Source organism: Sphingorhabdus contaminans (genome assembly GCF_007280415.1).
In the GTDB taxonomy this organism is placed as follows: Bacteria; Pseudomonadota; Alphaproteobacteria; order Sphingomonadales; family Sphingomonadaceae; genus Sphingorhabdus_B; species Sphingorhabdus_B contaminans.
In genome coordinates this window covers 700,823-718,752 of the sequence record NZ_VKKU01000002.1, presented here as the reverse complement: position 1 = coordinate 718,752, position 17,930 = coordinate 700,823, and the positions used below count along the sequence as shown (strand labels likewise).

Genomic DNA, 17,930 nt, shown 5'->3' with positions numbered 1-17,930 from the left:
AGCTGGCGTGCCTGATTTTAATCGAGCGAAATGCCGCTGCGCTGCATCAGCGCCTTTGCCTCCGGCACCATGGTGTCGCGGCAAATCTGTATGATGCGCGCGGCTTCCACTTCGCTTAAGGTGTCGGCAAAGCCTCCGACCTTTCCTTTACGGACGCGCAGACTGTCCTCGTCCGATCGGTCATATTCATGGCCGGGGATGCCGGTTTTCTTTTCGGTCTTTTGCATCTTGCTGAATCGTGCCTGTTCGATCGCTTTTGCCAGCGCAGCTTCGTCAACGGGCTGACCCAAAAATTCCAGGATGTTGCGGACGGTCATGTCAGTATTGCTACTCATTTCTTCATAGCTGATAACCAGAGAGCGGCTGCCCTCCATACCCTTCGCCCAGCCATTATGATATCGCACAATGGCTGGAATGCCGTAAGTTTCATCTTCGATGAATTCGGCAATGCTGCCTGAAAAACGGTGTTTGTGCTTCGTCTCATGGAAATAGGCGGAAACGCAGACATCGCGGGGATCGCGGACGAGAATGATGACCGGCCTACCTGCAAATAACTGGCCCGTGAACTGGCGATGGCTAACAGCGATCAAAGGCACGGAAACATTGTTGGATCGCCCCACGAATACAGGCAAACCGCGTTCAGCATCGCGGTCGAAATTGGGCAGGACGCGGAAAGTGGTGCGCAGATCAGGCTCAAACCCCAGCTTGGAAACCTCTGCAAAATAGCAGGACAGAAGATAGCGTAACCAGGTCCGCCCGCTCTTGGGGTAGGATACCAGAAACGCATCAACTGACGGCGCAGCCCGTTCGAGCAGCATCAGATTCCGCATCCGCCGCACGCGGCGATATATATTCTTTAGAAATTCGGGTGCCATCTGCATTTCCTGAAACCTCTATTGTCCGCGCGCGGTCGCCAATGCGCCGCGAATTGTATTTTCCCAAATTGCGCCGATCGCCTCGGGTGCGAAACGATCTGCTGCTGACTTTGCCTCGGCGCCCAAGCGATCACGTAAGGCCGCATCGCCCATCAATTGCGAAAGGGCTTTGGCCATTTCATCGATATTGCCTTCTTCGATCAACAAACCGTCATGATCATGTGTGATCATGTCGGCGGGGCCGAATGGGCAATCAAACGAAATGGAAGGAAGCCCGGCAGCCATCGCCTCGCCCAACACAAGGCCCCAGCCTTCGAAACGGGAACTCAGCACAAAGGCATCCGCTTCTTCAATCCAGCGTCCGGGCGCCGAACTGACTCCGGGCATCTGGACACTGTCAGTCACCCCCTGTTCGGCTGCCAAGGCTTCGAGCATTGCCCGGTCTGGTCCTTCGCCCCAGATGCGCAGGCACCAGTCAGGATGGCGGTCGGCAATCTTGGCCCATGCCTGTATCAGAAGATCGAACCCCTTTTGGTCGACCAGGCGGCCAACGGCGGTCATGACCTTTCTTTCATTTGTGAATTTGGGTTTGAAATCCTGATAGTCTGCCATGTTGGGGATTACCCAACTGCGCGGACGCATGACAGGCGGAAAGCATTCCAGCGCGCCGCGCGTCATCGTAATAAGACCGAAGGCGCGTGCATAGGTATAGCGGCGCAGCACTTGCCAAACGATACCCGGTTTTTGTCTCAGCGGATTATTGCGTTCGGAAACGATCACAGGGATGTCGAGACCTGTCGCTGCCAAAACAGCGATCACGTTCGAGCGGGTCAGTAGGCTGACCACCATACCTGGGCGTTGGGCCTTGTAGATTGCGCGCAGCCTTTTCACCCGGCGTACAATGTCTGACAGCACCCCGAGCGGACCTCGTTTCCCGACCGGGACATTCAGATATTCAATCCGGATTCTTTCATCGGTTTTGTAATAAGGTGTGCTGTCGCTCATTTCGAACGACAGTATGCTCACCTCAAACCCCGATCGCGCCAACCGGTTGGCGACGAAGCTGACAACATGCTCTGACCCACCGGCGGAAAGGCCGGGCAGGATGAACTTGATACTTGCCGGACGGGATGTGTCGACGGTCATTCCTGCGGTGCCTTCATCGTTTGCCCGATCTGGCGCCACATGGCGATATCCATCGCAACAGCGGTCAATGCAGCAAACGCGATATGGGCGAAGTTTGCGCCCAGTGCGCCATAGACCGGCATGGTCAGCCAAGCGGTCAAAAAGAACAGGCCAGTAGAAGCTATGGCGACCCACAGTACGAACCCGGGACGATTCATCGCCAGCAAAGCTGACCGTGAAGGCGCCGCATGCATAATCAGCACGACGGCCAAGAGTTGCGCAACCAACAGGGGATAGGCCTGAACAAACTCAGGACCGAAGGCGACATGCATGATCCAGTCACCCAAAAGCCAGAACGCTGCGAGGAAGCTGCATCCGACGAGACCCAGAACAAGCTGGACCCGCTTGATCGTTCTGCGGAAGGCTTTGAAATCCTTTTGAGCCCACATGCGGGCCATATCGGGATAGACCACGGCTTGCATCATTGAACCCACTTGCTGGGCGACCTTCGCAATCCGTTTGGCGATATGGTAAAAGCCTGCCCAGGCCGTGCCGGCAAAGGCACTGACCAACAATGTATCAGCCTCTTGCGTCAACGTCCGCAAAGTACCGGAAACATTTGTGGACCAAGCAAAGGACATGAAACCGGGAAAACGCTCCTTCAAACCGAAAGGATTGGCGCGCAGAGGATTCGGAATCCCTTGCTTACGGATCACGCGCATTCCGAGCCACAGAAAAAGCAGTGAATCAAGCGCCTGACACAACGTCCAGATGATGACGAACTCAAGGAGCGAAAAGCCGAGATACAAGCCGACCGCCGCAAGGATCAGGCGCAAAATGGAGGACAGCATCTGGACATAGGCAAGCGTACGGAACTTGCCATCGAAACGCAGTGCGGCGGTCGGCACACCCCGAATGTTTACGGCAATCGCTATCGCATAGATGGCGACCAGTGGTATATGCTCCGGCTTCAGACCAATGACGCTCATCAAGGCGTAGCCGACGATGATCGTAAGAACAGCCGCTAACAACGCCGTGCCGATATCGAGAAACAGGCCGTAGAGATAAAGCTCCGACATCTTTTTCTTGTCGTTCGCGATCTCCTCGGACGCGGCAAAACGGATAAGCGGCTGCCAGGATTCAAAACGCAGCAGACGCTCACTTAAACGACCGACGGTCAGAACCAGCGCCAGCACACCATAAGCAGCAGGTCCAAGAGACCGCGCGGCAATCGTCGTACTGACCAGCATCAAAATCGCATTGCCGGAGCTTCCCGATACGAGATGCAGGATGTTCTTCAGCCAGCCTTTTTCAAAGCCCTTTTTGTTCCAGGAAGCGGTGGTGTCGCCGTTCGGCGCATCTGCCGGTGTAGTGATCTGGGTCATGGTGTTCGCCCTTTCAGAGCCAGAGCGGTGGGCGTCCCATCCACTTCAAAAACATTGTCGAACTCGTCGACTTCAGATTGTTCCTCATGCAGGAAATAGACCTGGGTCGTACGCGCAAAGGTAGTGGCAAGTGCCAGCATTAGCGGCGTGATCCACAAGCGGTTGTACATGTGCGGGATTGATGTCGAGAAAATGAACAGAATGGCGAGAATGGCAAGAACCATCGCGCCATCTTCACGATGTGACTGGATCGCGCGCAACCCCATCATTCCCAGTACACCGAACATCAGCACGAGTCCGGTAAAGGAAATAAGCCCTCCCTCGGTGAGCAGCAGCATCCAGAACTGGTGAACCGGCATACCGTGGATACTCACAACCCGAAACCGGTCGACCCCAAGACCAATGAAAAGGGTGTCCTTGCTCATTTCCCAGGCTTCGGCAATGAGTTGAGACCTGTGTGTGAAGGTGCCCGCCTGTGACATATCGCCTGTTGTCAACGCGCCCAACACGCGTTCACTGAAAGCCTCGGGGAGCGGTCCGCCCAAAATTATATAGGCAATTACAAATGCCATGACAGGCACGCCGACCTTTAGAAAACGCCCCAAATTAGACATGGTAAAATAGATACAAGTCGCAATGCCCGTCGATGCAAATGCGGTAAAACTCGCAGTCGACAGGAGCGCCCAGAACAAAACGCCGCCGACGCAAAGTGCAAAGAAATTCCGGATCAGTCCATGATGATGGGCGTTGAAGAGCGCGACGATCGAAAAGGCAATAATCGCACCGTTGAGATTAGCGTCGGAAACCAGCCCGCCAATACGGCCGTTACCGGCAACCACACTGGGTCCAAGCATTTCCTTTGATTGTTCAAAGCTGAAAAAATTAGCCATCGTCAATGCGACGATCTGCGAAGCCGCAACGCCCAACACAAAATAGAGCAGGCATTTCCGGATCCACATCCGATCCTCACTCATCAGCACCATCGGGAGGAGTAGGAAGCCAAACAGATACTGGCTGGCAATATTGGCCCAACGCAACGGGTCGCCGTTAAAAACGGAGCCTATTAAGAGACCACCCAGCATCATGGCCAGTGCCGCACACCAATGCGCCGTCATCGAATTCAATGCCATCATGTTGAGATTTCGGCGAGCCACGAAGATCACAAAGCACAAGAAAAACAACAAATCGGCGGCGGTAAAGTTGATGTCTCCGATCCGGAGAAGATGCCAAGAGAGCAGAAAGCAGCCGGCAGCCAACATCAGCTGTCGGATGCGGTCGATCCGTACCATTGGCTGCGCAAATGGCGTGCCGTAGGGATCATATTCCCCGGGAATGCCATTCCCCTCTATAAACCTGCCGCGTTTCATAGCCGGTCAATCTGCCTGATTAGCATGAATGCTTCTGCTGCACCCAAATACATGGATGCTCCACGCATTGTCGCAAGTGCACGGATAGCTTCAATAGAACGTTCGTCGGGGAACTGCTTCACCTGGCTTTCGAAGCAACGAAAGGCGTCCAGTTTCAGTTCGAGTGTATCGCTGATATCCACGAATACATTGGGTATAAATGCCGGAGTAACGCCGGGCGCATACCAGTTGGTCTCGGATAATGTCTCATAGGCATAAATGCGTTTTGGCGCATGGACGTCGCGCGGTCGCGCCGCGACCATGGCCGCGAGAAATGTCAGTTGATGATCGGTATGAATGTCCCCGACAAAGGGGACGAAGATCGTGTCCGGCCGGACATCCTGCACCAGTTTGGCTAAGGTGCCATTCAGCCTGGTTGCCGGCACAGTTTCCAGTGCGGCGGCTGGAAGATCGAGGTAGCGCGTTTCCGCAATCCCCACCAGGTCGTGCGACGCCTTTGCTTCAGCACGGATAGCGGCAACAAATTCGTCGGAGAATTGGGGTGCCATGCCGCGGGTCACGATGGCGACGATGACCTCTGCCCCCGATTTTGTCAGGCGTGCGATCGTGCCGCCACATCCAAGTATCTCGTCATCGGGATGGGGGGCGATGACCAGCACCTTGCCCATATAGCTCAAGTCACCCATTTTCGCGTCCCCAAATTCCATGCATGGGTGGTCGGCCTTCCAAATCCCATGTCCAATCCGTTATGCGGATTTGCCCCGATCCCGTTTGAACCAAAAGTCCCAAGCTATCATCCGCAATCAACTGGCCGGGCATTGCGTGAAAGGGCAGCTCTGGCTGAACGAGCTCTGTCGCCCAGACAGTCAGACGGGCGCTTTTTACCAACGTAAATGCGCCCGGATATGGTTTGCCAGCAGCACGCACCAAACGGTCTATCGCCTGTGCAGGTTGCTGCCAGTCGATGAGCCCATCGGCGGGCGTACGACGCACCGCATAAGTGACGCAGCTTTCATCCTGCACCTGAAATTCGGTATTGCCATTGGCAAGGCGCTCGAGTGCACGGCGGGTCATCTTGTCCAGCGCCACCATATGTTTGGCGTAAAGCGACATTGCGGTTTCGCGCGGCGCGATGTGAAAATAAGCCTGTTCCAGCAAAGGGCCATCGTCCACGCCGTCGGCCATCTGGAAAAGGGAGCCTGCACTGATTTTCTCGTCCAGCAAGATGGTCCAGGAAATAGCTGCGCGCCCACGCAGCCGGGGCAGCGCCGCAGGGTGATAGCCAATGACTTTACCCGGTGTCAGGTTCAGAAATTCGGGTCCGCAAATTTGCGACCAACCCACGACGAAGATATAATCCGGCCGGGCCTCGCGTATCGCCGCAATTGTATCGGGATGGTTTGTTTGCGCAGTATGAAATACGCGCGCACCGACTGTTTCGGCATCGGCTTGCAAGTCTACATAGTCCGAATGCCGCGCCGATTTTTCAGGCGGCAACGTAACAACCAGTACCAGATCCCAACCCGAGCCTGCAAAAGCGCGGATCGCGACGGCCGTGCTTTCGACAGCACCTACAATTACGGCGCGTAAGGTCATGTCTGGGACGCCACCAGTTGCACAGCAGGCGATGCCGATGCGCTGGCCGACTGGTTCAACCCCATATGGCCGACAAGGATCTCGTTCACTTTTGCAACGTCATAGATATCGACGGCGATGGCACGCGCTTTTTCGCCCATCCTGCGGGCCTGATCGGGATTCTGCAGGAATGACCGCATGGCAGTGGCAAGGGCGTCCGCATCTTGGGGCGGAACGATGATGCCGCTTTCTCCATCGACTATAGGGTCCCGGCAGCCGGGCGTATCAGTGGTAATGACGGCACGCCCTGTGGACATTGCTTCCAGGATCGTGCGCGGCAAACCTTCACGGTAGAAGGAAGGCAATACGAAAACCGAAGAATCGGCGAGATAAGGACGCACATCTGTCGTTTCGGCAAGAAAATTCACCGGATAATCGGACTGGAGCTGTGGAATATCATCCTTACTAATTCCGGTAGGATTAAATTCCTCTGCCCGTCCAAGAATGCTGAAACGTGCGTCGGGATACTCGGCTTTTACCGCTTTGGCAGCAGCCAAAAATTCATACACGCCCTTGTCGCGCATCAGTCGCCCCACCATCAGGAAATGGGGCGCGCCAGCGGGCAGTGGCTGCTGGATAAAACGCGTTGTGTCGACGCCAGAACCCGGCACCTGGATTACCTTTTGGGTGCTGTCGACGATTCCTGCGTCAAGCATGTCCTTGTGATCATCGCGGTTGAACACAAAAATCTTTAGCGCCTTGCGCACACCCTCACGGTAGAGCCGCAGAAAGATTGTGCGCACCAGGCCAGATTTGGATCCATCAGGGCTGAAAAGATAGCCGAGTCCCGACATCAGGGCATAGAATGGTGTGTTTCCCGTGAGGCGCGCAGCGATACCTCCATAGATGATCGGCTTTTGTGTGTAGGCCAGAATTATACCAGGCCGTTCCCTCAGGATCAGGCGGATATACCCCAAAAGGGTACGTATATCTTCCAGCGGCTTCATGCCGGTGCGGTTCATACTGATGATTTCGAACCCGATGCCACGGTCTTTCAACCATTGTTCAACAGCAGGATCGCGATCGGGCGCGACGGCGACGACATCATGCCCCGCTTCTTTCATCCGGCACAGCAAGGCGCCCCGAAAATTCACGAGAGAGTAAGCAAGACTAGAAAAAACAAGGATTTTCACGCTCGCTCTACCTCCAAATAATTTGCCACACCGCATGCAATGCGTTCGGCGGGGCTTTAAAACAAAACAGTATCAGTGACGTTAATGCGCAAACCAAATGGGCCAATCGCGCCCAAGACGCAATTTAGCATTAGGTATACATCCTTTTGTCCCCGCAAGCCGGGGTACGCGGATATAGGCCTGCTGCGATTTAGTAGAGTGCTATCCCCCATTTGGGTCGTTTTGTTGCCAGAAAGCAAATTTTTGACCCTTTCGTCTAATGTCAGCAAGAGCACGCGACGCGCGAGGGTTCGTGTCCTACTTTGACTGTGAAATGACGAAATCAGTTTTCTTCACAAGCCACGTCAGACGTGGAAACGATAACAAGCTTCCTGCTTGCTATTCGGTTTCCGGGCTTGTGAAGGTCGAAAGGGGAAGCAAGCAATGATCCAAAGCTTGGCGCAAAAAATAGACCTGTTCATCCACCATCGGGGCAACCAGCGCGATCTTAACTCGCTGTGGCGTTTTCCTTATTGGAAACGGGTGGTGCGCACCGGCGGTGTGTGGACTTTGGACACTCTCGCAATCTTCGCCTCTTTCGCGTTGCTTTTGGGACTGACGAGGGGCTGGGCGGAGTCGGCCACATTGCTGATGCTGACTGACGGCGCACTCATTGCCGGAATCGCCTCGACCTTCTTTCTTTTGACAGGGATGTACAAGCGCAGCTGGCGATTCGTGTCCTTTGCGGACAGCATTTCGATGCTTATCACCAGCTTTATCGGAATGGGTATCGGCTGGGCGGTTGTCGCCTATTTCTCACCACTTTCGAAATATCTCTTCAACTTCGTCACATTCGCGCTCCTGCATTACAGCTTGGCAAGCATGGCGATGCAACTGATGCGGGCCGGACGTCGTGCGGTGCGCTCTTATCGCCGTCGCCGCCAGAATGCTGCGTCGGTTTATTCAAACGACAATGTTGCAAAGACTGCGCTTTTGATCGGCGATCCCGAGTGGGCCCTTTCGGTGCTCGACATGTTCGGTCCGCGCAACTCTTCGGCCATCAATGTGATCGGTTTGCTGCTGCCGTCGGACGACCGGACGATTTCGCAGCTCGGCGGTATACCGGTGCTGGGCGGCCTGGACTCGTTCAACCAGACGGTGTCCTTCCTTGCCGAACAGGACCAGAAACCGAATTTGGCTATTGTCTGTGACGACGGGATCAGCATCAGCGTGCGTGACCTGTCCACATTGAACAAGTCGGCAAAGTCGCACAATATCGATGTATTGAAGCTGAGCGATCCTGCCAGCCAGTTGCTGAATCGCCAGCCCATGCGCGATCCCAACCATTTTCCTTTGTCGGAACTGTTGGGTCGTAGCGAACGCACCATCGAACGGAGCATAATTCAGCGCCAGGTAGCGCAGCAATGTGTGCTGGTGACGGGTGCGGGCGGTACAATTGGCGGCGAACTGGTTATGCAGCTTGCCACCTATGGCCCTTCGCGGATTGTCTTGCTCGACCACGCCGAGTTCCAATTGTACAATATCGAAATGCGGCTGCGCGAGGCGCATCCCGACCTCGAAATTTTCCCGGAACTTTGCAACATCCGCGACGAAGACGAAGTTCGCCGGGTTTTTGCAAAGCATCTGCCCTCGGTTGTCTATCATGCTGCAGCGTTGAAGCATGTGCCCATGGTGGAAGCGAATCCGCTGGGCGGGATTCACACCAACATTATCGGGACCCGCAATATCGCCAATGCCGTTACCGAATATTCGGTTCGTGCAATGGTGCAGGTTTCGACCGACAAGGCAGTGAACCCAGTTGGCATGATGGGAGCCACCAAGCGTGTCGGCGAACTATATTGCCAGTCGCTTGACCTTTGCGGGGTCGATGACACCTCGGCGCCGCGCTTTATGACAGTGCGCTTTGGCAACGTTCTGGGTTCAAGCGGTTCGATTGTTCCCTTGTTCAAGCGGCAATTGCTTGAAGGTCGTCCGTTGACGGTTACCCATCCAGATATTGAGCGCTTCTTCATGACCGTTGGCGAAGCCGTCCAGCTGATCCTGGAAAGCAGTGCGCGCTCGCTGGAAGATAATTCGAACCGTGGAAATATCTTCGTTCTCGACATGGGCGATCCGGTGAAAATCGTCGATCTGGCTAAACGTATGGCCAAAATGCACGGTCTTGAGCCTGATGTGGATGTGCCGATCCAGTTCGTAGGATTGCGGCCTGGCGAAAAACTGTACGAAGAATTGTTCGACAGCTGCGAGCGCCGGGTGGATTCGCAAATACCCAATTTGTTCGAAGCCTGCTCGCGCCCGATCCCGCTGCCGCTTATCGGCCGTGCGATTGATGAGCTCGATCTTGCGGTCAAGCAGGGCAAGCAGGAAGAAGCATGCCGCCTGACGCACTCGCTGGTCAAGCTTCCGAGCAGCGACATCGATCTGTCGACGATGTTTCTTAACAATTCTCTGCCAAAACGCGGGCACCACCTGCAGCTGGTGCAGGGCTTGCAATAACAACAAGAAAGTTGATGATTATGAGCAGTCAATCGACTCCGACCACCGCCGAAGCGCGTGATTTCCCTGTGCCGATAACGTCTTCCTGGCCGTCGCATGGCCGTGACGAAATTCTGGCTGTTACCCAGGTCTTGCAAAGTGGCCGAGTCAATGCCCTCGTTCACGGCGAACAGAATCGCGCCTTTGAAAAGGAATTTGCGGCCTATATCGGAATGCCGCACGCTATTGCTGTCAGCAATGGCACGGTCTCCATCGAAATGGCGCTACGTGCTTTCGGCATCGGCGCAGGCGACGAAATTATCATTCCCGCGCGCAGCTTTTTTGCAACGGCCAGCGCGGTTGTTGCTGTCGGGGCCAACCCGGTTTTTGCGGATGTTGTGATCGAGACGCAAAATATCGACCCGGACTCGGTTCGGCGCATGATCAGCGAAAAAACCAAAGCTGTCATTTGTGTCCATTTGGCTGGCCTCCCCTGCGACATGCGCGCGCTGACAGCGATTTGTGAGGAGCATGACCTGTTTCTGATCGAAGATTGTGCACAGGCACATGGCGCGGTTTACGACAATAGAATGATCGGATCATTTGGCGACGCGTCTTCCTTTTCGTTCTGCACCGACAAAATCATGTCGACAGGCGGCGAAGGTGGCATGATCCTTTTTGCGGACAAGGCTGCGTGGTCGAAGGCGTGGGCGATCAAGGACCATGGCAAACTTCCGCCCGAGGAAATGCCCCAGAATATCGCTCCCGCAGGTGAATTCCGCTATGTGCACCAAAGCTTCGGCACCAATTTCCGTATGACCGAAATGCAGGCAGCTATTGGCCGCGTCCAGCTCAAGAAGCTGCCGAAATGGTTGGCGCAACGGCGCGCAAACGCGCAATGCCTGAGCGAAGCCATCGCCGATATTCCCGGCGTCATCGTCGATAAAATTCCGAACCATATTCAATCGGCCCGCTACAAATATTATATCCGGGTGGACGAGAAGGAGTTGCCGGGCAACAAGTCGCGCAGTGATATCATTGCCGGTTTGCTCGGCTTGGGTATCCAATGCGGAAGCGGGTCTTGCCCCGATATGTCGCGGGAAATCGCGTTTCAGGGCCGTGAACCACGACGCGACGGAAATCTCGAAAACGCGCATAAATTGGGGGCAAGTACCATCATGTTCCCCGTTGACCATCTCTTTAGCGAAGTTGATATGCTGGTGATTGCGAGTGCCCTGAGAAAGGTCGTCCTCGCATGACGCAGGCATATCCGGGTCAGGCAGACTGGCACCCGTCTTTCATTATAATTGGTGCAGTAAAAGCGGCGACAACCTGGGCTCTGGAACAATTGCAGGTAAATCCGGCGCTCTACATGCCGGACCCCGAACCGCATTATTTCAGCAGCGAATTTGAGCGCGGTGAAGATTTTTACCGCGCCTATTTCGAAGCGCATGTGGGTTCCGGACGGATGCTGGGTGAGAAATCGGCCGATTATCTCGCCCATCCGGATGCGGCACAGCGTATCGCAAAGATGCTGCCGCATGCCCGGCTTGTGGTTCAGTTCCGCAATCCTGTCGAGCGTGCCTACTCCGATTACAAAATGCTCTACCGGCGCGGTACCGTGAAAGAAGGACCCGAAGCCTATCTCACATCTCTGGATAATCCTCAGCCCCGGTTCCTGAACGATGGGCTTTACGCTCAGCATTTACGCCGGTGGCTCGATCATTTTCCTTCCGAACAGATCCACGCTTTCTTATATGATGATGTGAAAGCGCAGCCGAAAGAAACTGTCGAGGCGATCTCGCGCCATATCGGTGTCGATCCCGTTTTTGATGCCAACCAGGCTCGGAAAAAGGCAAATAACGCTTCTGAGCGTTTCCTTCCACTGCCCGTCCGCAAGATTCTCGCGCCGTTGAAAAGCACCATTGCGCCTTTACGCGGGCATCCAATATTTGAATCGACCCGTGGCTTATTCGCACGTGAAATCGCTTATCCGCCATTATCGCCGCAATTGCGGTTGCGGTTGCGCGATTTTTATGCCGAAGATGTGGAACAATTGGGTAAACTGCTTGGACGGGATCTGTCGGGTTGGCTAAATGACAAGCCGCGAGATGTTCAAAATAGTCATGGGGAACGTGAGCATTCCAAGGTTGCATGATAAGGTTCGCGCAACTGGAATCCGGTGTTTGTCATAGATGTATAAAATGGGAGAAGCGAAAATGCTGAAGATGCTCAAAAGTCTGCTGGTCGTTGCGGTTCTGGCAGGGTCATCGCTTGTATCGGGATGTGCATCGTCGACTAGCGGACTTGCTGCCATTCCGGCAGGAGATTTATCGGTCCTCCGTCTGGAGCCCGGTGACCGGATCAAGGTCCAGATTCCCGATCTTCAAGGTGCTGACGCGGAATATGCCGTCGATCAGACAGGTGTCATCGCGCTGCCATTGGTAGAGGAAGTGAAGATTTCCGGTCTCACATTGCGCGAGGCAGAAAAAGCGATTGAAAAAGCATTGCTTGATAAGCGGATTCTGGTCCGGCCCAACGTCACTTTGCAGGCCGCATCGCTGCGCCCGATTTACATTCTGGGAGAAGTCGGTAAGCCCGGCCAGTACGAATTCCGGGAGGGGCTGACAGTGTTTTCGATTATATCGCTTGCAGGTGGCTACACCTATCGTGCCGATACATCGTCGATGGTGATCACCCGCACAATCAACGGCCGCAAAGTCACCGGCCGCGCTTCGGAAAACACTATCGTCATGCCTGGCGATCAAATCCGTATTGTTGAGAAGTGGTTTTAATGTTGTTGCGTCATTCTTTCTGGGCGACCTGCACGGTCGCAGGTTTACTCTCATCGGGTGCCGCCCTTGCGGACCCTGTCAGCAAAACTGCGCCCTTGGTGTCGGATCAACTACCGGAATTTGAATCGAAGGGGCTCGACATTGGCGGTTTCCGCCTGATGCCGGATTTTGAATATATCATTTATGCGGACGACAATGTGTACGCTGCGCCGACCGGCACCAAGGCAGATGCAGCATTTATCATTGTCGGGGGCTTGGAAGCCAAAGGTCGCGTTGGCAACATTGATCTGACGGCAACCGCAAAAACCCGCATTCGTCGTTATGACAAACTGACCACTGAAAATTCCGAAGGTGGCGAAGTTTTGCTGGGACTCGGATGGCAACCGAGGCAAGGTCAGAAATTCGGTCTTTCCGGAGGATGGCGGCGGGTCGTCGAGGAGCGTGGTGATCCTGAAGCCCTTCAACTGACGACAACCGGCCCGCGCCTTCTCAACATTTTCGAAGCCGAAGGAAAATTTAGCCATGAAGGCGGCGTGATGTTGATTGCATCTGACGTTGCCTGGCGGAAATATGACTTTCTCGGACCGGTGAACGATCGCCGTGATTTTACATCGCAATTTGGCTCGGTCACTCTTGGCCGCAGTATCGGCAGCCGGTTTTACGGGACAGCAACTGCGTTTGTGACGAATCGCGATTTCCGTTTGCCTACGCCCGCCGGATTAAGTCAGGATGAAACAACCTTCGGCGGCCGCTTGGGTATCGCAACAAAGGAACGCGGGATCATTGAAGGCCGCGCCTCAATCGGTTTGTTCAAGTTGAATCCGGCAGAGCCGTTGCAGAAAAGCCGGACTGGCGTCTCGACGGACATCTCTTTGACTTATCGTCCGCAGCAGCGCACGGCAATCACCTTGAATGTATTTTCAGGCGACGTTGCAACATTCCGATTAGGCGCCGTGGCACGTGCCGATACGACAGCGCAGCTCAGTGTTCAGCAGGAAATCCGACATAATCTGTACGCAACCGCCGGGGTTTCCTATCTGAGAGCCGAGTTCATTGGGTCCGGCGACCTTGAAAAGGCAATCAGCCCGCGTGTCGAAGTGGAATGGCTTGCCAGCAAGCGGATATCGATTGCCGGCTATGTCAGTTATACAGATCGCTCCAGTAACATTGCTGAAGAGAATTTTGAGCGGGCGCGGGGTGGATTGTCGTTTCGCCTGCGTTTCTGAAGTAGACCTCGGGCCGCCTAGGCGGGTGAAAGATCGCGATAGATTTGCGTAATTTTTGCAATGTGGGTCTCTTCGGAAAAGCGTGCCTTAGCGCTTTCCTTCGCGCGCGCTGTCGTTTCGGCTAATGCAGGCTTGTTGTTCAGGGCGTCCAATGCGGCTCGTGCCATGGCGGCGGGGTTATCTGGTTCAACGAGAGTGCCCAGCCCAGCCAAAATGGCCTCCGGATTGCCGCCTGAGTCTGTCGCAATGACCGGGGTTTCCACAAGCATCGCCTCGACCAGTGTCCGGCCGAGCGGTTCGTGGACGGCTGTCACCAAAAGCAGATCCACGGCCGCAATCCAATCGACGCCGGGTGACCGATAGCCCATAATATGGTCCGCGCCGGCGACGTCAGGTTCCTGCATCCGGGCGCGCATGGCAGTTTCGAGTTCGGGATAGGTCGTCTCGCCGAACATGACTCCGACGACAGGCCGGTTCTGTATAGCCCGCAGTTCGGCAACGGCGTCCATAAATTCCAGAGGGCGTTTACGGTCAATGAAGCTTCCAAAATAGCCGCAAATGATAGTGTCTTCGTGTGCCCCCAGTTCCGTCAAAAGACGCTGACGCATGATGGTCCGGTCGGCTTTGACATCAATGTCAAAGGGACTGAAGACGACTTGAGCATTTTGCCGGGCCTTCGATGGCCGCATTCCCGACAAGGAGAAGTTGGAGACGGCAACGATCTGGTCTGCAACCAGAGGGGCTAGATAGCGCAAACCTTTTGCATAGGGATCGGCACGATGGTGCCACAGCAAACGACAACCTGCCCGCTTTGCCGCGAACGCCCATGTAGCGTGCGTCCGTCCGTCATTGCTATGGACGATCGTGCTGCCGATATCCCGAAGCAATGCCGCGCGGCGGCCGATGCCTGCGAAGGTGGAGGCAAACTTCGAAACACTAAACTCCCGTCCCACGGCAAAGCTTTCGCGCGGAGGTGCCGGGTCTGGACGTTGTTCAAACCCTGCAAAATGCTCCGCCAGCCGCCCGTCCGGTTTTTCCAGAATGATCACAGGATAATAAAGTGCCGGATCAAGACCCTTTAACAGTCCCAACAGGGAATGATGGCTACCGCCAAGGCTGTCGCCCGCCATAGGGTAGGCAATCGTAACGCATTCGGGCTTCATAGGATGTGATGTACCGGTATTTCAGCGCACTATTTGTTTGTGGAGATAATCGAGGAAAGCATCAAGATTGGTGATGCCATCCCGGTTGCCGTCAAGCCATGGATCCGACACACCTACTTTAGCGGCATTTTTGACTTCCCAACGGTCGTCCATGCCGTCCCGATCAGTATCGGGATAGGGAGTGCCTGCAAAAATTGCAGGTATCGATCCGGGCAACGAAACAATCTGGCCAGTCCGGTTGATCACATCGTTAACGACCTCGACATCAATGGCGTCCCGTGGCCAGGCACCTGACTTTGCCAGCACCGACGAGTAGGCTATGCCGGCTGCCATTGGTTTGACGGTCAACGGACAGGGTGGCGTATTCCGGCGTGCAACTGCTACAGAAGCGTCGATGTCGGTAAATGAACCGAAAAACTGGTTGTCGTGCAGATAGATGGCGGAATTTCCGGTACTTTCGACCGTCTGCCGGATAACGCCGACAGCATTGTCGGTCGTATCAATTCCGGCTTTGAAGCTGTTGCCGACGATGGACACAGGCGTCCCGCCATAGGTCTCCCATACTTCAGCAAATTCGGACACTGCATTGTAGAAGATGTTATTGATTACTTCGACGCAGGAAGACGGTTTGAAATTGATGTCGGGATTCCGGTCGCCATTATGGGCGCAAATATTGCCTATGAAGCTGAAATTTTGCGAATTCTTCGGATCACTGCCCAAAAGCGCGCATTTGTCATGCTTCGGAATTCCGTAGGAGAAGATCGAATTGCTGATGGTGATAAAGTCGTTATTTCCATAGCCATTGATGATTTCGTCGCGGGCCCAACTCGCGCTTACCTGGTCGATGACAACATATTTGCTGTTTTCAATCGTTATCGAGTCTTCGGATTCCTTTTCCCCGCCGATCCTGTCATTGCGGATACGGACATGACGGACAATCACATCGTTGGTGTTCTTGATGAGCAGTGGTGTGCGGGATTCGATGCTACCGTCATGGGCAATTGTAACGCCACCGCCTGGTGCCGTTTGCCCCGCAATTGTGAGATATGGATTTTTGATAACAGGAGGAAAACCGTCAAACCGGAAAATGCCGCCAACGCGGAACACGCATGTCCGGGGGCCGACGGCTTCAACACAGGCACGCAGTGATCCGGCGACATTGTCGGCGGTTGTGGTTACCTGAATGATCTTGCCCTTAAATCCGCCCAATGCCGCTGCGCCATAACCGACCGCACCGGGAAATGCCTTTGATCGCGCAGCAGGTTCTGTGGTTCCCTTCGTCTGGCCGTCGACAGGCGAACAGGAGGAAAATGCGACGGTCGTTGCAAGCATAAGACCGAAAAAAGTAATGGCACCATTACGTGAAAGCGGGGACATGATTTCATCCTTGTAGAATCCGACATAGCGACCTTGCACCGCTTATGTTTCAATGTGAATTGGCCAAAGGGCTTACCCCTAATTACCACCCGAGAGATCGCTATTCTAGCGGCCATGAAGCTTGCCAATTTTGTGGAAAGTTTTATGCCGCCAAGGATGATTTTTCATTTTCTTGCACTCCGGTATGTCTTTAGATTCGTGATGTTTTCGGGCATCGCGCTCTGCGTGCACACCAGTTTGTCAGCACAAGTGTATGAAATTGGGACAGATAGTGCTCCTAGGTTAGTGGCCACGTTAACGCAGCCGGAAGCGGTAAATTTTAGCGCACGAATCGCTGCCGAGAATCACCGGTCGTTCTCTCCGTCTGTCACCCGCAAGATCATGCCTCCCCAGTGGAAAATTATCGTAACGACGATTTCGGAGCAGCATGACATCGACCCGCTGCTGTTCGAGGCGTTGATCTGGCAGGAAAGCCGGTGGAATCCGTCGGCTCGTTCGCCAAAGGGGGCTGTCGGGCTCACACAGCTTATGCCAGGGACGGCTGCCAATCTCGGGGTGAACCCTAATGATGCGTTGGCGAACCTTGAGGGCGGCGCCCGCTATCTTAAAGCAATGCTGACGCAATTTAACGGCGATGTCCGGCTGGCCTTGGCAGCCTATAACGCCGGACCGGCTCGGGTGGCCCAATATCAGGGGGTGCCGCCGTTCGCTGAAACACAGAATTATGTCGAAGCCATCCGGCAACGGGTTGCTTGGGGTGGCGCACTGGAGGAATGAAAATATGAGAAAGTTGATTAAACGGATAGCCATAACCGGGCCATTGGCCATGCTGTCCGCACCAGCCTTTGCCCAACAGGATCCGGCAGGCAGCGGTCCGATTGTCCGCGCTGCGCAGTGGTTGCAGGGGACTTTGATGGGCAATGTGGCAACGGCAGCTGCTGTCGTTGCCGTTGCCGCCGTTGGTTTCATGATGCTCACGGGGCGTATGAACTGGCGTTATGGCATGACCGTTGTGCTCGGCTGCTTCATTCTGTTTGGTGCAGTCGCAATTGTGTCGGGAATCCAGTCTGCAGCAGGCGCAGGTTAAACAGTGGCATTAAGCAAGGCGCCCGTTTTTACATCGCTTACGCGGCCGCATATGTTTGCGGGCGTCACCTATAGTTTTTTTGTCATCAACGGCGTGATTTCAACCGAAGCATTCCTCATTACGCGCAGTTTTTGGGCGTTGGGGGTTGCGCTGATCGTCCATGTAATCGGATATCTGGCATGTCTTCGGGAACCCCGCTTTTTCGACTTGTGGATCACCAAAGTCTCCCGGACACCACGTGTAAAAAATTGGAAGCGCTGGGGATGCAACAGTTACGCACCGTGAAT

The 17,930-nt window shown here is 54.6% G+C and carries 17 protein-coding genes; 8 read left to right on the top strand and 9 right to left on the bottom strand.

Annotation, left to right across the window (positions count from 1 at the left end; genetic code table 11):
- Positions 1–17 precede the first annotated feature (17 nt).
- From FOM92_RS11745 to FOM92_RS11715, 7 genes are read right to left on the bottom strand one after another with little or no spacing between them, the layout of a single operon-like run.
- Entirely contained in the window at positions 18–875 is an 858-nt protein-coding gene (locus FOM92_RS11745) for a sulfotransferase domain-containing protein (protein WP_143777051.1), read from the bottom strand.
- A gap of 18 nt (positions 876–893) precedes the next feature.
- Positions 894–2,021: a glycosyltransferase family 4 protein gene (locus tag FOM92_RS11740; RefSeq protein ID WP_143777050.1), complete on the bottom strand. Its 1,128-nt coding sequence runs from the start codon at positions 2,019–2,021 to the stop codon at positions 894–896.
- Positions 2,018–3,385: a lipopolysaccharide biosynthesis protein gene (locus FOM92_RS11735; protein ID WP_143777049.1), complete on the bottom strand. Its 1,368-nt coding sequence runs from the start codon at positions 3,383–3,385 to the stop codon at positions 2,018–2,020. The genes FOM92_RS11740 and FOM92_RS11735 overlap by 4 nt, the downstream gene beginning before the upstream one ends.
- Positions 3,382–4,752 (bottom strand): O-antigen ligase family protein, encoded by a 1,371-nt coding sequence (locus tag FOM92_RS11730; RefSeq protein WP_143777048.1) that lies wholly within the window; start codon positions 4,750–4,752, stop codon positions 3,382–3,384. Before FOM92_RS11730 ends, FOM92_RS11735 begins: the two co-directional genes overlap by 4 nt.
- Complete coding sequence (locus FOM92_RS11725) at positions 4,749–5,438, bottom strand: PIG-L deacetylase family protein (RefSeq protein WP_143777047.1); 690 nt, start codon at positions 5,436–5,438, stop codon at positions 4,749–4,751. The genes FOM92_RS11730 and FOM92_RS11725 overlap by 4 nt, the downstream gene beginning before the upstream one ends.
- The gene (locus FOM92_RS11720; RefSeq protein ID WP_143777046.1) at positions 5,431–6,348 is read right to left on the bottom strand and encodes a methionyl-tRNA formyltransferase; all 918 of its coding nucleotides are present in this window, start codon (positions 6,346–6,348) and stop codon (positions 5,431–5,433) included. The genes FOM92_RS11725 and FOM92_RS11720 overlap by 8 nt, the downstream gene beginning before the upstream one ends.
- The gene (locus FOM92_RS11715; RefSeq protein WP_143777045.1) at positions 6,345–7,520 is read right to left on the bottom strand and encodes a glycosyltransferase family 4 protein; all 1,176 of its coding nucleotides are present in this window, start codon (positions 7,518–7,520) and stop codon (positions 6,345–6,347) included. The genes FOM92_RS11720 and FOM92_RS11715 overlap by 4 nt, the downstream gene beginning before the upstream one ends.
- A gap of 423 nt (positions 7,521–7,943) precedes the next feature.
- On the opposite strand from FOM92_RS11715, the gene FOM92_RS11710 reads away from it, so the two are divergent.
- The 5 genes from FOM92_RS11710 to FOM92_RS11690 all read left to right on the top strand — a co-directional run bounded on the left by FOM92_RS11710 (position 7,944) and on the right by FOM92_RS11690 (position 14,016).
- Positions 7,944–10,016 (top strand): UDP-N-acetylglucosamine 4,6-dehydratase family protein, encoded by a 2,073-nt coding sequence (locus tag FOM92_RS11710; RefSeq protein WP_143777044.1) that lies wholly within the window; start codon positions 7,944–7,946, stop codon positions 10,014–10,016.
- A gap of 20 nt (positions 10,017–10,036) precedes the next feature.
- Entirely contained in the window at positions 10,037–11,254 is a 1,218-nt protein-coding gene (locus FOM92_RS11705; protein ID WP_143777043.1) for a DegT/DnrJ/EryC1/StrS family aminotransferase, read from the top strand.
- Positions 11,251–12,153, top strand: coding sequence for a sulfotransferase family protein (locus tag FOM92_RS11700; protein WP_143777042.1), 903 nt, complete (start codon positions 11,251–11,253; stop codon positions 12,151–12,153). Before FOM92_RS11705 ends, FOM92_RS11700 begins: the two co-directional genes overlap by 4 nt.
- Before the next feature lie 61 nt (positions 12,154–12,214).
- Complete coding sequence (locus tag FOM92_RS11695; protein WP_170226872.1) at positions 12,215–12,790, top strand: polysaccharide biosynthesis/export family protein; 576 nt, start codon at positions 12,215–12,217, stop codon at positions 12,788–12,790.
- Positions 12,790–14,016: an outer membrane beta-barrel protein gene (locus FOM92_RS11690; RefSeq protein WP_143777040.1), complete on the top strand. Its 1,227-nt coding sequence runs from the start codon at positions 12,790–12,792 to the stop codon at positions 14,014–14,016. Before FOM92_RS11695 ends, FOM92_RS11690 begins: the two co-directional genes overlap by 1 nt.
- Positions 14,017–14,033: 17 nt before the next feature.
- Here the strand turns inward: FOM92_RS11690 and FOM92_RS11685 are convergent, their stop codons facing one another.
- Complete coding sequence (locus tag FOM92_RS11685; RefSeq protein ID WP_143777039.1) at positions 14,034–15,179, bottom strand: glycosyltransferase family 4 protein; 1,146 nt, start codon at positions 15,177–15,179, stop codon at positions 14,034–14,036.
- Between the two features lie 21 nt (positions 15,180–15,200).
- A complete protein-coding gene (locus tag FOM92_RS11680) occupies positions 15,201–16,556 on the bottom strand; it encodes a pectate lyase family protein (RefSeq protein WP_246087275.1) in 1,356 nt (451 codons plus the stop codon).
- Between the two features lie 114 nt (positions 16,557–16,670).
- Here FOM92_RS11680 and FOM92_RS16105 point away from each other — a divergent pair, with 114 nt between their 5' ends.
- Genes FOM92_RS16105 through FOM92_RS11665 form a run of 3 tightly spaced genes read left to right on the top strand, consistent with a single transcriptional unit; the run spans position 16,671 to position 17,928 of the window.
- On the top strand, positions 16,671–17,333 hold the full coding sequence (locus tag FOM92_RS16105; RefSeq protein ID WP_246087274.1) for a lytic transglycosylase domain-containing protein: 663 nt from the start codon (positions 16,671–16,673) through the stop codon (positions 17,331–17,333).
- A gap of 4 nt (positions 17,334–17,337) precedes the next feature.
- A complete protein-coding gene (locus FOM92_RS11670) occupies positions 17,338–17,643 on the top strand; it encodes a TrbC/VirB2 family type IV secretion system protein (protein WP_143777038.1) in 306 nt (101 codons plus the stop codon).
- 3 nt (positions 17,644–17,646) lie between these two features.
- Positions 17,647–17,928, top strand: coding sequence for a VirB3 family type IV secretion system protein (locus FOM92_RS11665; protein WP_143777037.1), 282 nt, complete (start codon positions 17,647–17,649; stop codon positions 17,926–17,928).
- The last annotated feature ends 2 nt before the right edge of the window (positions 17,929–17,930 follow it).

Excerpts from the sequence above, each read along its gene's own strand:
- FOM92_RS11745 (WP_143777051.1), bottom strand. The coding sequence starts at position 875 with ATGGCACCCGAATTTCTAAAGAATATATATCGCCGCGTGCGGCGGATG.
- FOM92_RS11740 (WP_143777050.1), bottom strand. The coding sequence starts at position 2,021 with ATGACCGTCGACACATCCCGTCCGGCAAGTATCAAGTTCATCCTGCCC.
- FOM92_RS11735 (WP_143777049.1), bottom strand. The coding sequence starts at position 3,385 with ATGACCCAGATCACTACACCGGCAGATGCGCCGAACGGCGACACCACC.
- FOM92_RS11730 (WP_143777048.1), bottom strand. The coding sequence starts at position 4,752 with ATGAAACGCGGCAGGTTTATAGAGGGGAATGGCATTCCCGGGGAATAT.
- FOM92_RS11725 (WP_143777047.1), bottom strand. The coding sequence starts at position 5,438 with ATGGGTGACTTGAGCTATATGGGCAAGGTGCTGGTCATCGCCCCCCAT.
- FOM92_RS11720 (WP_143777046.1), bottom strand. The coding sequence starts at position 6,348 with ATGACCTTACGCGCCGTAATTGTAGGTGCTGTCGAAAGCACGGCCGTC.
- FOM92_RS11710 (WP_143777044.1), top strand. The coding sequence starts at position 7,944 with ATGATCCAAAGCTTGGCGCAAAAAATAGACCTGTTCATCCACCATCGG.
- FOM92_RS11705 (WP_143777043.1), top strand. The coding sequence starts at position 10,037 with ATGAGCAGTCAATCGACTCCGACCACCGCCGAAGCGCGTGATTTCCCT.
- FOM92_RS11700 (WP_143777042.1), top strand. The coding sequence starts at position 11,251 with ATGACGCAGGCATATCCGGGTCAGGCAGACTGGCACCCGTCTTTCATT.
- FOM92_RS11695 (WP_170226872.1), top strand. The coding sequence starts at position 12,215 with ATGCTGAAGATGCTCAAAAGTCTGCTGGTCGTTGCGGTTCTGGCAGGG.
- FOM92_RS11690 (WP_143777040.1), top strand. The coding sequence starts at position 12,790 with ATGTTGTTGCGTCATTCTTTCTGGGCGACCTGCACGGTCGCAGGTTTA.
- FOM92_RS11685 (WP_143777039.1), bottom strand. The coding sequence starts at position 15,179 with ATGAAGCCCGAATGCGTTACGATTGCCTACCCTATGGCGGGCGACAGC.
- FOM92_RS11680 (WP_246087275.1), bottom strand. The coding sequence starts at position 16,556 with ATGTCCCCGCTTTCACGTAATGGTGCCATTACTTTTTTCGGTCTTATG.
- FOM92_RS16105 (WP_246087274.1), top strand. The coding sequence starts at position 16,671 with ATGAAGCTTGCCAATTTTGTGGAAAGTTTTATGCCGCCAAGGATGATT.
- FOM92_RS11670 (WP_143777038.1), top strand. The coding sequence starts at position 17,338 with ATGAGAAAGTTGATTAAACGGATAGCCATAACCGGGCCATTGGCCATG.